The organism is Paenibacillus whitsoniae (assembly GCF_003955665.1).
GTDB classification, from domain to species: Bacteria; Bacillota; Bacilli; order Paenibacillales; family NBRC-103111; genus Paenibacillus_E; species Paenibacillus_E whitsoniae.
In genome coordinates this window covers 1-15,651 of sequence record NZ_RXHU01000005.1, presented here as the reverse complement: position 1 = coordinate 15,651, position 15,651 = coordinate 1, and the positions used below count along the sequence as shown (strand labels likewise).

Sequence of the window (15,651 nt, the reverse complement as noted above, 5' to 3'; positions counted from 1 at the left end):
TCGCAGTTTCGGAGCCGGCTGCGCGGGGATCGGAGCGGAGAGCTTATGATAACGATTGGCCTGGCCGGCTGGGGGGATCACGACCTGATCTATGGCCCGGGGATTCGCCAGCCGGATAAGCTGAGAACGTATAATCGCTATTTCAAGGCGGTGGAAGTCGACAGTTCGTACTATGCGATTCATAAGCCCGAGATGTTTGAGAAATGGGCGGCGGAAACGAGCGCGGATTTTACTTTTTTGGTGAAGGCCTTCCAAGGCATGACGGGGCAATCGCAGGTCAAGTATTCGGACAGTGACATGGCGGAACTGTTTCGGAATTTCAGGGCGTCGATGGAACCGCTGATCGACGCGGGCAAATTGAAGGCGGTACTGTTTCAGTACCCGCCTTGGTTTGACTGCACGCGAGAGCATGTGCAGATTGTGCGCGCCGCCAGGCGGCGGATGGACGATGTGCCGCTCGCGCTGGAGTTCCGGCACCAAAGCTGGTTCGAACCCGGCATGCGGGAGCGAACCTTGCAGTTCATGCGAGACGAAGGCTGGGCGCACAGCGTCTGCGATGAGCCGCAGGTGATGCCGGGCTCGGTGCCGATTGTGCCGGAGGCGACGCACCCGGCGCTGACGGTAGTCCGTTTTCACGGGCGCAATGCGCCGGGGTGGACGAACAACGGGCAGGACGATTGGCGCGCGGTGCGGTACTTGTATAAGTACAGCCAGGAGGAGCTGCTGGCGTGGAAAGAACGCCTTGAGAAGCTGCAGCGGGAGAGCAAGGAGTTGTGCGTTATTTTCAACAACAACTCAGGCGGAGATGCGGCCGCGAATGCGCGGCAGTTGATGGAGATGCTCGGTCAGGAGCGAAGGGAACTGCCGCCGGAGCCGCCGGAGCAGATGGCGCTGTTTGAGTGAAGGGGATTGGACGGAGACAGGGTGCCATAGCCGCTCAACTTTGCTACAATAGGTGGCAGAGCATCCGGACAGACAGTAAGGGAGCGTTTCCGTATGGTATTGACCATTATTCTGAGCATTATTACGATTCTGATTGTAATCGGGTTGACGATCTGGGTCACGAAGAAGGCCTACTCCCGAAAATGGGATGAAGATGACAACGATTTCTAGTCGGAAGCCTGAACAGCAAAATACCCTCGTGTCGGAGCGCAAGACATAGCGCCCCGCCGCGGGGGTATTTGACATCTGTGGCATACTGACTATGTCGGTAGCCGCTAGAGTGCGAAATTTAAGCTGCTAGCTTCACATTGCCCAAGCCATAGGAGGTAATAGATCAGTTATACTAAAGCTAAGCTTCGGAGATGGAAAGCTAGATTGTTGAGCTAGTATCAAGGTAGGGAAAATGGAAGTGAAATCAAACGTAAGAAAGGCCATTTCGGGAGAAGCAGGAGCATGAGGAGAAGCTTGCAGGCCAATTAACCCGGAAGGTTAATTGGCGTAATGGTGGTGAGAGCCGCTGCAGGAAACGATAGGTCGTTTACAACGATGTATGAAATAGAGAAATTCAATACAAAGTAGTCGTGTGCAAGAAGTGTCGCCGATGAAGATTAGAAATTTTGCAGAATGCTCATAAATGAAAGTATAGTAAACTAAGATTCGCACAATTATCGTTGTTCGACATATTCTATGAAATTCCTTCATATTATGATTTACTTCTACAATAATCCGATATTGTGCATTATATTAAATTTTACCAGACAATTCAAGTGACCTATGATTCTGGAAGTTTCTACAAACTATCTTTCAGGCTGCTTTCCACAAAATCGGGAGCAGCTTTTTCAATTTGTTGCACCGTATGCAGGTAGCGCTGGGTAGTGTTGATATGCGAATGCCCTAATGATTCTTGAACTTGCTGTAAAGTTGCCCCGTTTAGCAGCGCCAGAGTAGCATTGGTATGTCTCAGCCAGTGAGGCGTGACCTTTTTTTCTAAGCCGCACTGCTCGCGTGCTGTTTGAATCATCTTTTCAATGCGCCTGACGGACAACGGAAATATCTTTCTATCTGACGCTGCAGATTTTTGCGTAAGTGGAGGGAAGTACTTCGTGAATAAACTCCAAAGCAATGGAGGTATCTTCACTTCGCGTTGTTTTTCGCCTTTTCCGTAAACCGTCAGCCACATCGAGCTTTCTTCAGGGTCGGTATGAAAATGGCCCCACTCCATTGCAACCAGTTCGGATACCCGAAGTCCGAGCAGGATCAAGGTTAATCCGATCAAGTACTCACGTTGACCTTGTTTTTTCAATTGCTCACAAAGCCGGATAACCTCACGCTTGGTTAAGTAATTGTTCTTGCTTGTGACCGATATTTTGGGTGTCCTGACGCTGGTTAGTGGATTGTGTTGGAAAATGCCGATATTGGAGTCGCTTCCCCACTTATATAGAGTACGTAAAGGCGCTATATGAATAGCAACAGTAGCTGGAGCCTTAGGTTTATTTTTCTTGCCTAAAAGTCCCTCCATTAATCCGATTTTGTAGATCTCCACCTCTTTCCAGGTCACATCGTTTAAAGACTTGTCCCCGATAAAATTTCGAAACTTGTCAAAGGCGCTTCGATAATTGCGTACCGTATACTTAGAGCGTGGATAGGCTGCGAAAAACATATTGACGATTTGATCGTTAGAGTAGCTCCCATTGTTGTGGATTTGAACCAATTGCCGAGAAATGATTCCAGAATTTAACATGACAAGCTTTTTCCTCCCTGAATGATTCGAACAACGATAATTGTGCGAATCTTCACTTTACCATGATTTGGATGTAATGAAAATTCAACAATCGTTTCGAGCGGAGATCATGCAGGCAATCATGCTAACGTATGGAAAGTACTGTGAGAAGGTCCACTTACTTAGCCAATGTACAAAGGAAGCAGACAAAGTTCGACTGGTCTATTATGCAGGGACTGATGGTGCGGAGGGATTGAATGTATCGGTTCTTGCGCCAGGCTGTAGGATGAAAGGAGAAGATGCTGGTGAAGGATTGCCTCTACAAAGACGTGATGAAGCAACTGCTGAAAAAAGACCTGAACACGTATGAGCATAGTGTGAGGGTTGGGAAGTTGTGCGCGGCAATGGCAGCTCCGTTAGGTCTGGATGAGAAGCAAGCCAAGTGGTTACTTCTTGGGGGATATTTGCATGATGTGGGAAAAATGTTTGTGCCCAAGTATATTTTAACTAAGACGTCGGCACTAAGCCCCCACGAATGGAAAATCATGCAGCAGCACACACAGTGGGGCGCACAAATACTTCTCGATTACGAAGTAGAGCCCGAGATTATTGACATCATCCATTTTCATCACGAACGCTTGAACGGCAAAGGCTATCCTCTGGGCCTGGGCGGCAGAAATATTCCCGTACTGGCTCAGATTTGTGGCATTGTCGATTCCTTTGATAGCATGGTCTCCGACCGTCCCTACCGTAAAGGAATGCCAATCCATGATGCGGTAGAGGAGCTGCTGCTCCATAGCGGTACGCAGTTTGATAGCGAATATGTCCAAAAGTTCTTGACACTGGCTCCGTCCTACGGAGGAGTATACGACGGTCAAGCGTTACTATGCCAGGAAGGCAAGTAGGACGAGGAGGAGAACGGTTTCTAGGCGAAGGGTTTGGATAGTCGAGATACCCCCCTGGCGGAGCACAGCGCTCAATTGCCGCGGGGGTATTTGGCTTGAGTGTCGTAAAATCCAGGCCGCAGTGCGGCACCAGAGGGTGTGGGATGATTAGGATAGTGGCCTCCAACGATCGCTTTCGTCCAAAGGTGATTCTCAGCAGTCTTACCTGCATAAAGTCATCTAAAAAAGCCCATGCTGCCAATTCCAGGGACACAACCTGCATTTTGTGCAGGTAAATTAGCGGATCCAGCCCTAGAATAGGCGAAATGAGGCGGAACTTGGGAAATTACATGCATGTCTATGAGCACCCGAGACAACAGTTAGCGCGGTTTACCCCGCGGTAGCCTCGGATGCGGCGGTGCGCTGGCGCGTGATGTCTTCGCGCATCTGCTCGCGCTGCTCGTTGTTAAGGAGCGGGCAAGTGAAGCATTTTTCCCCGTTTTCCCGGCGGTAGTAGAAGCAGCAAGATGAGCGAAGAATGACGCGTTTGCCTTCTTCGTAAGGGCTCGACAAATACGTCGGCTCATGGTCGAACGGGTTGGTTTTGCGTTCAAACACGTCCGGCGTCAGCTGCTTGGACAGCACTTCGTAGTCATGGACGAATTGTTCACGAACGTGCGGTCTCGGGTCATTTTCGAGCACAAAATCCCGCAAAAACACCATTCTCGCCCCGAACTGATTCCAGATCATCGACGGATTCACTTTGGCGCTCGCGGCAGTGACGTTGATGACTGGGATGACGAGCGTCTGCATCAGTGTGCGCATTTCCTGCTCGATGAACGCAGCGCGGTCCACCAGCGGCACTTCCTTCCAACGCAGCGCCAACAGCTGGAACCCCGCATGTGCGTGATCGTCGTGCTGTTCAATTTGGAACTCCAAATCTTCCGGCAGCAGGGAGAGCCATAAGTTGTACTGCGCCATGAAGAGATACATCATGGAAATGACATTGAACATCGTCAAGCCCATGTGCGAAGCGGCAATATCGAGACCTTTGCCTTTCAGCATCGTCTGGCCTTGCGAGAGCAGTCTACGCATCGTCGCTTCTTCCAGCAGTTGTGCCCCTGGAATGCGAACGAGCGGGTTATCCATTCCTTGCGGGGAAATATGCAAATAGCGTTCAACGATTGAAAAATCAACATGCCGTTCCGCGGCCAACCTCATCACGCCCCCATGTAAGAATGATAATCGTTATCACAATCGATTACTTCGATCATACTGGAGGGCGCGAGAGGCTGTCAATTTCGCCGCGCATATTATTTTCGGTATAACGGATAGCCGGGATCGGTTGGCACGTCAATGGCAATCAGCCGCAGTGCTTGCTCAGCCGCAGCTTGGAACACAAGCGGTGTGGCCTCTGCTGACGCTTCCGTGACAACAAAATCCTTGTGCGAAAGCACCGCTTCCTCATCGCCGGTCATGGTGCCGCTGCCGCGGATGACGAGGAAGGCCAGCGAGCGGCCTGCCTGCAGCGAGTAGCTGTAGTTGGCGCCAGCCGCCAGATCCCAATCGTATAGGCGGACGTCAGCGTCAATCACAATCGGGGAATGGCTTCCGATGACGGTTGTGGCTGTTACCCCGTCGACTTGCGCCGTTGGCAGCTCCTCGTGGTTATATTGACGGTAGGTGGCCGGCTTTTTACCGGATTGGCTCAAGTGCGGCTCGAACCAGATTTGCATCGCTTCGCTGCCTGCCCGGCGGAATGCTTCGGCATGGTAGACGCCCGATCCTGCTTGAATCACCTGCGCGCCGCCGTTCGTTACGGTTTCCAAGGACCCCAGTGAATCGCGGTGCTCGACCAGACCGTCGATGACGTACGTGACGATTTCAAATGCTTTATGCGGATGCATGCCGATCTCCGACACGTCTGATGCTTTGCCCCATGCCCAATAAAATAAAGGGCCAACCCGATCTACGGCCGTTTTCTCGCCGGGGAAAGAGATTGCACGCTGTTCCACAAACTTGCCGCCGTCGAATGCGCCAGTGCCTTGTTCTTCTACAGAAAATACGCGAATCGCCATAACCATGCACCCCTCTACGCTAAATATTATTTAATAACTTACTTTATGTAAGTATTATAAAACTTTTTTCTCTCCCTGTCAAAGGGGGATGGTTGAGCACGCTTCACAACCACACCATCACCGCGATCACCGCTTGACTTCTTCCCCGCAGCACCTCTACAATTTAATCAGTAAGGAGCGTGTACGTATGAAAATGCAGAGTTTTAAGCTGAGAGAAACGGGCTTGAACCGCTTTTTCGGTCCGCTGGAGGCCCGGATTATGGAGGTTCTATGGTCGGCCGAGGCGGAGATGACGATTAAGGATGTCCAGCTCAAATTGGATGAGGATAAAGTTATGAACTTCAACACGGTGATGACGGTGATGAATCGATTAGTGGACAAAGGGATTTTAAGCAAAAACGCGGAGAGCCGCTCCTCGAAATACAAGCCGGTCGTCACGAGAGACGCCTTTATGGAGACGCAGTCGAAAGAGCTGACGTACGACCTGATTGAACAATTCGGTCCGCTGGCCGTCACTCATATGGTGGATGCGCTGGACAAGGTGGACCCAGAGCTGCTGGACCAATTGGAACAGCACATCAAACTTTTGAAAAAGGATCGATAACGATGACGGAATCGCGATTCAAATGGCTGTACGCGGCGGTTCTTGCCGCTTTTGGCCTGGTGCTTTGGCAAATGCTGCAGTTTGTGATCGGGCATCTCTTTCATCTGAGGCCGATGCCCAATTTGTTTGATCTGTGTTTTGTCTTGTTTACCTATTTGCATCTGCCGGCGCCTTTCGCGATGAGGTTTGTCGGTGTGCTCATTGCGGTGACGTGGGGGACACTGGCATGGTTATCCGCGCAGCATGCATGGGCCGCGGTCAAAGCCGGCAGATTCATCCGGAAGCTGCATGCGTCCGAGCAGACCCGCTCGATTGCCGCTCGTTCCGGTCTTCGGCCGGAACAGCTGCGCATCATCCGGCATGCATCGCCACTGGCGATGACCGTGGGGTTATGGCGGCCGCGCATCGTGCTGTCGACGGGGCTGATCGCCATGCTGGAAGAGAGCGAGCTGCGCGCCGTGATCGAACATGAAAAGTGTCACGTGCGGTACCGGGACCCGCTGGGGATTTTTCTGTTGACCATGATGTCGAAGGCGATGGGCTACATCCCGATGTTTACGTGGATGTCGCACAAATACCCGATCATGATCGAGCTGCGCGCCGACAAATTCGCGATTGGGCAGATGGCCCAATCGGCCGATCTGGGCAGTGCGCTGCTGAAAATGCTGCGCGAGAAAACGACGCTGCATATGGCGATGTCGCATGCGTCTTTTGCCGAATCGTCGATGAATCTGCGCATTCGTCACATTCTCGACCCTGAGCTGCCGCTGGACGTGCGGTGGCCGATTGCCCGCCTCGCGCTTTCCGTCGCGGCGCTGGTGCTGCTGCAGGGGCTGATCTAGCCCCTGTGCTTAAACGTTGGGGGCTGTGCCGCCCAACACCAAAGAGGCCTAGACCTGGCTGACGCTCGGGCTAGGCTTGTTTGTGCTAGCGCCTCGGGCGGCGACGCTGCATGGCGAGCGCGAGTGCGGGCCGGGCCCGCTCGCCATGCGCCCAGCCAGGCAGGCCGGAGGCCTTTGGCAGCCGGCGCTTGAGGCGGACATGCGCCGCTGAGCAGCCGGATGCGAGAGAGGTGTATGTGGATCGGGGGTGATCCAAACGTGCGAATCTGCATGAATTTCCTCGTCTCTGCTCTTGCTTCGATGAAATGCCATCGATTTTGCAGGCATTCTGGCCCGGACCCGCTTTTTGAGCGGATTCAGCTCCTAAAACCTGCTTTATCGCAGGCATTTTGCGGAAAATGCCGTTGTTGCGGGACGATTCCTGCATAATTGCAGGAACTACGTAGCTCGTCGCTATGACCGACAGTCTAACGGTTGTAGGAGTGGCTATATCAGGTAAAACGGGTGGTCATGCGCACCTAACGGTTGCCGGCGAGGCTATTGGTCCGGAAATGGCGAGTTCGGAATGGTTTTGCTCTAAATAGCCATTGTTGCAACCGTTAAGTTTGTTTTCAGGGCGTTTGAGCCCAAATAAGCTCTCTGGCACCCGTTAGCCAGAACCCAGCCTTCTATTTCTTGCCCCATATAAGTAGCATAATCCCAAGAACTAGCTTGTCAATCGCACCCAGGTGTCTGATCAATCACATGCTATCATCTCGCAACCAGATAAAACATTTGACAAGCCCTCCCCACAAACACTACACTATGTAGTGTGTAGTATTTTCCAATTGGCGGAGGTGTCGCAGTGGACTATATCATTAAAAATGCGCATTTTATTTTTACGCACGTTCCGATTGCACTTTTGATTTTTAGTTTTGTATTTGACGTATTGGCGCTGATCTTCAGGAAGAACGAATGGCATGCGGCCGGCATGCTCTGCTTGGTCGTGGGCGCGCTTGGCGCAATCGCCAGTGTGCTGACAGGACCGGACTCTCCGAATCCGGGAGTCGGCGCGCATGAAAAATTCGCACAGATCACGATGCTGCTGTCGATTGTATTGGCGGTGGTTCGTGTCGGTTTTCTCGTGTGGAAGAAGCTGGAGCTTGGCCAGAACGTGATCTATCTGATCCTGTCGCTTGCCGTGGTGGTGCTTGTGAGCTACACCGGCCATCTTGGCGGTAAAATGGTGCACCGCGACATGCAGGGCGGGCCAGGTATGGGGCAGTTCCGCGGACCTGGTGGCGGGTCAAATGGCCAACAACAATTCGGCGGGCAGCGGCAAGGAGGGCCTGGCCAGGGACAAGGCGGAGCGGGCGGCCAAGGTCAAGGCCAAGGACAAGGCCAAGGGGGACCTGGCGGCACCGGCGGGCAAACTCAAGGCGGACAAGCGTCCACTGTGCCTGCCAAGTAAAGTCGCCGCGCATATCGACCGGCGGTGTTGTTGGAAACCTGTCGGTGCTCTGTGAAATCGCGACCAAGCAGAAGCCGGATCTGCATGCAGCCATCCACGCATAAAATGAAGCCAAACTCCTCAACCTAGCAAGGTATGCCATTATGCTTGAGGAGGTCGCTGACGAACTATGTCGCAACAAGATTCCAGTCTACAAGCCCAAAACCCGATTTCTTCCGCGCAAAACTCGGTCGAAAACGCGCACAACGCCGTGTCCCACGCACTGTCGCATCCGACAGCACAGACGGAGGTTGAGGCGTTGAACGCCATTGAGCAAGCGAACAATGCACTTGTCCAACTCAACGATCAGTCTGATCGCCCTGAGGTCCAACAGGCCAATGAAGCACTTGATGAGGAAGTGAATCGGCTTAACAATTTGCAATAGGATTTTTAGTACCAGCCCTCGAATCGCAATCGGTTCGGGGGTTTTTCGGCTTGTCCGCCTATGCTACACTAACTCTACCAACCTACATAACGGACTCCTCTTCATAAATTCGTAAGAATTATATCCGATTTTTCGTAAATTGTTTGGATTAACATTAGGCTTGCACAGGGAGTAGAGAGAAATGATGGAAAAGGGTGCGTGGAACGTGACGAAATACCAGGTGCTAGTGGTCGACGACGATGTCGACATTCAGGAAGCGATTGAAATCTACTTGAAAGGCGAAGGCATGGAGGTCGTCAAGGCCAACAATGGACGCGAAGCGATCCGAATGCTGGAGGAGAAGGAGATTCATCTGGTGATCCTCGACATCATGATGCCGCAGATGGACGGGATTCAGGCGACGTTCAAAATCAGGGAAACCTGCAACGTGCCGATCCTCATGCTTTCGGCGAAAACAGAGGACACGGACAAAATTCTCGGGCTGAACGTGGGCGCCGACGATTATTTGACGAAGCCGTTCAATCCGCTGGAGCTGATCGCCAGGGTGAAGTCGCAGCTGAGACGCTACACGGCGCTTGGGCATTACGGGGTGGAGGCCTCCGAAACCGGGGAACTCTGCGTGCGAGGGCTTGTCCTCAACCAGGTGACGAAGGAAGTCACGGTGGACGGTGAAGAGGTTCGCATGACCCCGACGGAGTTCAAAATTTTGGAGCTGCTGATGGTGAACAAAGGCCGTGTTTTTTCAATTGACGAAATTTACGAGAAGGTATGGAAGGATCCTGCCTTTAACGCCGAAAACACCGTAGCTGTGCATGTTCGAAGAATCCGGGAAAAAATCGAAATTAATCCGAAAGATCCGAAATATTTGAAGGTGGTGTGGGGCGTTGGTTACAAAATGGAGAAGTAGATCGGTCTCGCTCGTCCTGCTCGGCGCAGTCGTTGTGATGTGGACGCTGACGCTGTTCGCCGCGGCGAATGTGTATCGGGACAGCAAGTATTTTGGGGCGGACGCGTACTTTAAAAGCGCGGATTTCCAGCGCGAAATCAGCAATCTGTATGCCCTGATTCAGCAGGTGCATATCGAAGCGCCGCATTTCAGCGAGAAATCGCGAGAAGAGCAGATCGGCAACAACAGCTACTACAATTTGGAGCAGGATGCGCAGCGTTTAGTGCAGGATCGTTGGAACAACATCCAGCAGAAATACGATTCGCGGATCGACACCGCCAAGAACCGTGGAGACAACGACGAAGTAGATCGGCTCGAGGCCGAGATGGACGCGAAGCTGCAGGAGCTGACGAAGGAGAAGAATGCAGCGTTCGAGGAAAAGTTCAAAGCCGCCGTCGAGGCGAAGCAAAAAGAATTTGCTGTAGCAAGGAAAAACCTGGACAGCTATAAAACCTCCGTGTACTACACGGTGAAAAATGAAAGAACGGCGGAAACGTTCAGCAACGTGTCGAACGATGTGTGGCAGAAGGCGCAGGCGCAGCGCAGCATGATGCATACCGTGGAGCTGCCGAGCCGGGAACTGCGCTATTTGAACGCTTATGGGGCGGACCCCATGAGGGGCACGCTCTATATTCTATATCCGACTATCGGTAGCGGGAATATACAAAGCGACTATCTCTCGTACCTTTCGATGCAGCGGGAAGCCAAGAATTCTGTCTACATATTTATCGGCATTCTCCTCCTAACCTTGGGGTTGAGCGCGTATGTTGCCAAATATCGCAGGGCCGACTTCAGCACGGAAGTCTACCATAGGGTGATGGCCCGCGTGTTTCCACTCGACGTTCGGGCATGGGCGACGTTTATTGCAGGGGCTGCGCTGTTCGGCGTGGTGATGGAAAATGACATCTTTTACGCAGCGCCGACGTACGTCAGTTTGTATCAGGTACTCGTTGTGGCGCTTGCGGCTGTGCTGCTGCTGATCGTCTGCAGCGGTCTGCGCGGGGCGGTAAAGCTGCTCCAGGACCCGGAAATGCTGGCTTGGGAATGGCAGCGCAGCTTGACGTCCTCGTTCTGGCACACACTTCAGGACTCGTTGGAGCAGCGTGGCTTGTGGTTCAAACTGCTGGTGTTCACGCTGATCGTCGGCATCATGGGCTTTTTGCCGGTGGTGGTCGCAGCCTCCGAAGCGGAAGCTGTCGTTGTCGTCTTCACGTTCGCTTGGTACATTCTGTTCCTGCTCATCGTGCTCCCTTATCTGATGCGCAAGGTGAAACAGCTGCGGGCCATGATCCGAGGCGTGGAGCAGATGGCGCAGGGGAATTTCGATGTGATGCTGCCCGCTAAGGGGCGGGGGCAACTCTCCCGTATGGCCATGCATATCAACAATATGAAATACGGGCTCCAACTATCGCTGGAAAAGCAGAGGGTGAGCGACAGGCTCAAAACCGAGCTCATCACGAACGTCTCCCACGACCTCAAGACGCCGTTGACGTCCATTATTAACTACGTGGATCTGCTGAAAAAAGAAGGCTTGTCTGGCGAGCAGTCCGCCCACTATCTGGAGGTGCTCGACCGGAAAACGCAGCGGCTTAAAGTGCTTATCGAAGACCTGTTCGAAGCGTCCAAAATGGCCAGCGGCGCAACCGAGCTTTACTGGGAAAAAGTCGACGTCGCCGCGCTGCTCACGCAAGCACTGGCCGAGTTCAGCGATAAGATCGAGGCGTCTTCGCTGACCTTTCGCGTGAACGTGCCCTACCCGCACATGTATGCGATGCTGGACGGCAAGAAAACGTGGCGCGTCTTCGAGAACCTCATCGCCAACGCGCTCAAATACGCCTTGCCGGGCACCCGGGTGTATGTGTCCCTGATGGAAGATGCCGAGCGCATCACCTTCATCATCCAAAATATCTCCCAGCACGAGCTGAATTTCGACGCGCAGGAGCTGTTCGAGCGCTTCAAGCGCGGCGATCAGTCGCGGCAGACCGAAGGCTCGGGCCTCGGCCTCGCCATCGCCAGAAGCATTGTCGAGCTGCAGGGCGGCACGCTCGCTATCGACATCGACGGCGATCAGTTCAAGGTGATCGCCGTGTTCGAGAAGCGCCTCGAGTTGGCGGAGCGCGCGGAGGGGTGACGGGTTCAGCAGAAACAAGCCAGTGTAAGATTGAAATGGGTGCAATGTTTGCCAAGCGATGCTCACCCCCTATTCTTTCAAAAGGACAGCCCCCAAACGGCTGTCCTTTTGCCTTCTCTTTACGCCCACTTTATGAAAAATCGTGGAATTTTCTGCTATACTGAAACCAATGACACCTTTCGAAGGAGGAACGGGTTATGGGGATCTTATCGAGGTTTAGGGACGTGATGAAGGCCAATATGAACGGCTTATTAGACCGGGCTGACGATCCAGAGAAGGTTGTGGATGCGTATATGCGCAGCTTGAACAGTGATCTGGGCCAAGTGAAAGCGGAGACGGCTGCGATGCTGGCGGATGAGAGCAGGGCAAAGCGGGAGCTGGACGAGTGCATCACCGAGGTTAGGAAGCTGCAGCGGTATGCTGAGAAGTCCGTAGAGTCGGGTGAAGAGGAGAAGGCGCTGAAGTTTTTGGAAAAGAAGGCGAAGCAAGCGGAAAAAGGCGAAGAGCTGCAAGCCGCATATACCCGAGCTTCCGCAAAAGCAGCGATGATGAAACAGATGCAGACGAAGCTGGTTTCCGATTTAACCCAGCTGGAGGCGCGGTATGCGGAGCTGAAAGGCAAGATGGCGGCTGCCAAGGTACAGCAGCAAATCAATGCCGGCAACGATGCTGCGGGACGTGCACGCGCTGCGCTTAACGCGATGGAAGAGCAAGCGAACCTGGCGTTAAATGAAGCTATGGCGCTGGCCGAACTTAGGGGTGGCAGACAGGAAGATGATATAGATGTGTTAATCGCTCAGCTCGAGAAGGATGCCAACGCGGATACGGCTGTACCTGCGACGACCCGTGTGGAAGATGAGCTGGCAGCAATCAAGGAGAGACTAAAGTCGAGGTGAATCTATGGAGGCGGTTATTGAATACAAGTGCCCCAGCTGCGGCAGCGGTATGGTTTTCGATGCGGTCACAGGGACATTATCTTGCACCGGCTGCGGGCGACAGGAGAATATCGAGCAAATTCCCGATCCGCTGAGGAAGGTGACGTTTGCGGAAAATGAGGTGAAGGAGTATCACTGCACCAGCTGCGGAGCGGTCATTGTGACGGAACCGGAGACGAGCGCAACGGCTTGCAGTTTTTGCGGTTCCGCCGTGATGCTGAGCGACCGGTTGACCGGTCATTATGCGCCGGTGATGGTGATTCCCTTCTCCATCACGAAGGAGGCGGCGACGGCAGCGTTCAAGAAATGGTGCAGGAACGGCTTGCTGACGCCCAAAGGTTTTATGACAGCAGATCGCATAGCGGGAATAACGGGGATGTACGTCCCTTTCTGGCTGTATGATTTGCATAACAGCATTGAGGTGCATGGCCAGGGGACCAAGGTCAGGGTCTATGCGGATAGTGATTATCAATATACGGAAACGCAGCATTTTAACTTCTATCGCAAAATTCGTCTGGATTATGCCCGGCTGCCGGTCGATGCAGCAGAGAAAATGAACGATGAACTGATGGATAAACTGGAGCCTTTTCCATACGAGGAATTGAAAACGTTCAAGACGCCGTATCTAGCCGGTTATGTAGCGGAGAAATACAGCTATACCGATGAACAGCTATTCCCTCGCGCCAAGGAAAAAATCAGTTCCTATATCGATGCTTATATTTCTTCGACGGTATCCGGGTACAACAGTGTCAGCTATACCGACAAGCAAATTCAGACGAAATTGAAACACGCCGACTATGTCCTGCTTCCTGTATGGATGGTGAAATACAATTTTAACCGGACGGAATACACGTTCGCAATGAATGGTCAGACGGGGAAGGTCGTGGGTAAACCCCCGCTCAGCAAGGCGAAGGTAACCGCATGGTTTGCAGGCATATCTGCTGTTTCTTTCTTGTCCTTGAAGGTTGTCGCTTGGATGATGGGAGGCGGGTTTCTATGAGAAAATATGTCGGGATTCTCGCAGCTTTCTACCTGTTCGTTGGCTGTTTGGCAGGCTTGACGATACCCATCGGGTCCACAGCGGCGGCAGTTGAGTCCAAAAATCTGATCTATGATCAAGCGAATCTGCTTAGCCAGCAGGATAAAGCTGAGCTGAACGCTTTGGCTAATCAATATGGGGCCGAAAGAAAGACGGACATCATTATTTTTACTTCGACGAACCAAGCGAACCAGGATGTTCAGCGGATCACAGAGGATTTTTATGACGATCAAGCACCTGGTTATGATAAGGCTCACGGCAATGCCGTCATCTTGACGATGGATATGAAGAATCGGCAGGTTTACTTGGCTGGCTTTGCGAAAGCGGAAGATTCCCTCGACAGCGGCAGGCTGGATCTAATCAGAGAGGCGATTTCGCCGGATTTGACGAGCGGGCATTATAAACAGGCTTTTGAACGGTATATGACACTTGCACATAAATATATGGGGTATAAACCCGGCGTAAATCCGGATAACCTCTTATTTGCCCTTTGGTTTCAGGTGGGAGCGGCTGTCATCATCGGAGGGCTGATCGTCGGCATCATGGTTTACCGCTCCGGCGGCCGGATTACGGTGAACCGGGCAACGTATGAGGATTCAGGCACATCAGCCGTACTGGATCATGCGGATCAGTACATTCGAACAACGATAACGAAAAGCAAAATTTCGAAGAACGATGGCGGCGGTTCAGGCGGCGGTGGTGGTGGCGTTAGTAGTGGCGGCCATTCGCACAGTGGAAGCAAAGGTTCTTTCTAACTTCCTAGAACGACTGCTTGATAATGAACGAATGACATGCTGAATATAGAAGGGATGAGCCTATAATGGGACTGTTCGGAAATCAATTTTCAAACGTGGTGGAATGGGAAGAATTCAGGGATGATATGATTTTCTGGAAGTGGAGCAACCGGGAAATTAAAAAGGGGAGCAAGCTTATCATTCGATCCGGGCAGGATGCGATTTTCATCAATAACGGCAAGGTGGAAGGGATTTTCCAGGAGGAAGGGTCATTCAGCATCGATTCGGAAATCATTCCTTTCCTATCGACATTGAAGGGCTTCAAATTCGGCTTCAACAGCGGCTTGCGGGTCGAGGTTCTGTTCGTGAACACGAAGGAATTTACCGTCAGATGGGGCACGCAGAATCCGGTCCTGATCCCGACGCCGCAGCTTCCGGGCGGGATGCCGATTCGCGCCAACGGCACGTTCACTTTTAAGCTGAATGACTATATGGTGCTGATCGATAAGGTCGCGGGAATTAAGCAAAGTTATTTGGTGGAGGATGTCAAAATTCGAATGACCGCTGTGCTGGATCAGCTGCTGATGAAGTGGATCAGTCGCGAGGGCAAGGACATGTTCAATCTGCAGGCGAATGCCTCGGATATTGCGAGGGGGATTCGCGAGGATCTGGACATGGAAATGAGTGACATCGGAATCGCAATCACGGGGTTTCAGGTCATGAGCTTCAATTATCCGCAAGAAATTCAGGATATGATTACGAAGACCGCTTCTCAGGGCATGATCGGCGATCTGCAAAGGTATCAGCAGGTGAGCATGACAGATGGCATCTCATCGGGCAAGGTGCATGGCGGCGGTACAGCTGCTGACATGGCCGGCATGATGATGGGCATGAATATGGCTAACGAAATGATGAAGAATAT

At 52.4% G+C, this 15,651-nt stretch carries 15 protein-coding genes; 12 read left to right on the top strand and 3 right to left on the bottom strand.

The annotated features are described in order from the left end of the window. The first annotated feature begins 45 nt into the window (after positions 1-45). Entirely contained in the window at positions 46-903 is an 858-nt protein-coding gene (locus tag EJQ19_RS00910) for a DUF72 domain-containing protein (protein WP_126139333.1), read from the top strand. Between the two features lie 829 nt (positions 904-1,732). Here the strand turns inward: EJQ19_RS00910 and EJQ19_RS00905 are convergent. Continuing rightward, entirely contained in the window at positions 1,733-2,683 is a 951-nt protein-coding gene (locus EJQ19_RS00905) for a tyrosine-type recombinase/integrase (protein ID WP_126139332.1), read from the bottom strand. 278 nt (positions 2,684-2,961) lie between these two features. On the opposite strand from EJQ19_RS00905, the gene EJQ19_RS00900 reads away from it, so the two are divergent. Beyond that, positions 2,962-3,567, top strand: coding sequence for an HD-GYP domain-containing protein (locus EJQ19_RS00900; RefSeq protein WP_126139331.1), 606 nt, complete (start codon positions 2,962-2,964; stop codon positions 3,565-3,567). 369 nt (positions 3,568-3,936) lie between these two features. Here EJQ19_RS00900 and EJQ19_RS00895 read toward each other — a convergent pair whose 3' ends face one another. Next, a complete protein-coding gene (locus EJQ19_RS00895; RefSeq protein WP_126139330.1) occupies positions 3,937-4,767 on the bottom strand; it encodes a (2Fe-2S)-binding protein in 831 nt (276 codons plus the stop codon). Between the two features lie 92 nt (positions 4,768-4,859). Beyond that, the gene (locus EJQ19_RS00890) at positions 4,860-5,624 is read right to left on the bottom strand and encodes a pirin family protein (protein WP_164716246.1); all 765 of its coding nucleotides are present in this window, start codon (positions 5,622-5,624) and stop codon (positions 4,860-4,862) included. Positions 5,625-5,811: 187 nt separating this feature from the next. On the opposite strand from EJQ19_RS00890, the gene EJQ19_RS00885 reads away from it, so the two are divergent. The 10 genes from EJQ19_RS00885 to EJQ19_RS00840 all read left to right on the top strand — a co-directional run. Further along, a complete protein-coding gene (locus EJQ19_RS00885; RefSeq protein WP_126139328.1) occupies positions 5,812-6,228 on the top strand; it encodes a BlaI/MecI/CopY family transcriptional regulator in 417 nt (138 codons plus the stop codon). 2 nt (positions 6,229-6,230) lie between these two features. Beyond that, on the top strand, positions 6,231-7,070 hold the full coding sequence (locus EJQ19_RS00880; RefSeq protein WP_126139327.1) for a M56 family metallopeptidase: 840 nt from the start codon (positions 6,231-6,233) through the stop codon (positions 7,068-7,070). 844 nt (positions 7,071-7,914) lie between these two features. After that, positions 7,915-8,520, top strand: coding sequence for a DUF2231 domain-containing protein (locus EJQ19_RS00875; protein WP_126139326.1), 606 nt, complete (start codon positions 7,915-7,917; stop codon positions 8,518-8,520). 169 nt (positions 8,521-8,689) lie between these two features. Then, a complete protein-coding gene (locus EJQ19_RS00870; protein ID WP_126139325.1) occupies positions 8,690-8,944 on the top strand; it encodes a hypothetical protein in 255 nt (84 codons plus the stop codon). A gap of 205 nt (positions 8,945-9,149) precedes the next feature. After that, positions 9,150-9,851, top strand: a complete 702-nt coding sequence (locus tag EJQ19_RS00865; protein WP_126139379.1) for a response regulator transcription factor — start codon at positions 9,150-9,152, stop codon at positions 9,849-9,851. Continuing rightward, positions 9,829-12,021: a histidine kinase dimerization/phospho-acceptor domain-containing protein gene (locus tag EJQ19_RS00860; RefSeq protein ID WP_126139324.1), complete on the top strand. Its 2,193-nt coding sequence runs from the start codon at positions 9,829-9,831 to the stop codon at positions 12,019-12,021. Before EJQ19_RS00865 ends, EJQ19_RS00860 begins: the two co-directional genes overlap by 23 nt. 197 nt (positions 12,022-12,218) lie before the next feature. Continuing rightward, the gene (locus EJQ19_RS00855; protein ID WP_126139323.1) at positions 12,219-12,917 is read left to right on the top strand and encodes a PspA/IM30 family protein; all 699 of its coding nucleotides are present in this window, start codon (positions 12,219-12,221) and stop codon (positions 12,915-12,917) included. A gap of 4 nt (positions 12,918-12,921) precedes the next feature. Continuing rightward, positions 12,922-13,956 carry a TFIIB-type zinc ribbon-containing protein gene (locus tag EJQ19_RS00850; protein WP_126139322.1) on the top strand — a complete coding sequence of 345 codons (1,035 nt, stop codon included), beginning with the start codon at positions 12,922-12,924 and terminating at the stop codon, positions 13,954-13,956. Then, positions 13,953-14,750: a TPM domain-containing protein gene (locus EJQ19_RS00845; protein WP_126139321.1), complete on the top strand. Its 798-nt coding sequence runs from the start codon at positions 13,953-13,955 to the stop codon at positions 14,748-14,750. The genes EJQ19_RS00850 and EJQ19_RS00845 overlap by 4 nt, the downstream gene beginning before the upstream one ends. Before the next feature lie 65 nt (positions 14,751-14,815). Continuing rightward, positions 14,816-15,651 (top strand): SPFH domain-containing protein (locus EJQ19_RS00840; protein ID WP_126139320.1); only part of this gene is annotated, 836 nt, incomplete at its 3' end.

Excerpts from the sequence above, each read along its gene's own strand:
- EJQ19_RS00910 (WP_126139333.1), top strand. The coding sequence starts at position 46 with ATGATAACGATTGGCCTGGCCGGCTGGGGGGATCACGACCTGATCTAT.
- EJQ19_RS00905 (WP_126139332.1), bottom strand. The coding sequence starts at position 2,683 with ATGTTAAATTCTGGAATCATTTCTCGGCAATTGGTTCAAATCCACAAC.
- EJQ19_RS00900 (WP_126139331.1), top strand. The coding sequence starts at position 2,962 with ATGCTGGTGAAGGATTGCCTCTACAAAGACGTGATGAAGCAACTGCTG.
- EJQ19_RS00895 (WP_126139330.1), bottom strand. The coding sequence starts at position 4,767 with ATGAGGTTGGCCGCGGAACGGCATGTTGATTTTTCAATCGTTGAACGC.
- EJQ19_RS00890 (WP_164716246.1), bottom strand. The coding sequence starts at position 5,624 with ATGGCGATTCGCGTATTTTCTGTAGAAGAACAAGGCACTGGCGCATTC.
- EJQ19_RS00885 (WP_126139328.1), top strand. The coding sequence starts at position 5,812 with ATGAAAATGCAGAGTTTTAAGCTGAGAGAAACGGGCTTGAACCGCTTT.
- EJQ19_RS00880 (WP_126139327.1), top strand. The coding sequence starts at position 6,231 with ATGACGGAATCGCGATTCAAATGGCTGTACGCGGCGGTTCTTGCCGCT.
- EJQ19_RS00870 (WP_126139325.1), top strand. The coding sequence starts at position 8,690 with ATGTCGCAACAAGATTCCAGTCTACAAGCCCAAAACCCGATTTCTTCC.
- EJQ19_RS00855 (WP_126139323.1), top strand. The coding sequence starts at position 12,219 with ATGGGGATCTTATCGAGGTTTAGGGACGTGATGAAGGCCAATATGAAC.
- EJQ19_RS00850 (WP_126139322.1), top strand. The coding sequence starts at position 12,922 with ATGGAGGCGGTTATTGAATACAAGTGCCCCAGCTGCGGCAGCGGTATG.
- EJQ19_RS00845 (WP_126139321.1), top strand. The coding sequence starts at position 13,953 with ATGAGAAAATATGTCGGGATTCTCGCAGCTTTCTACCTGTTCGTTGGC.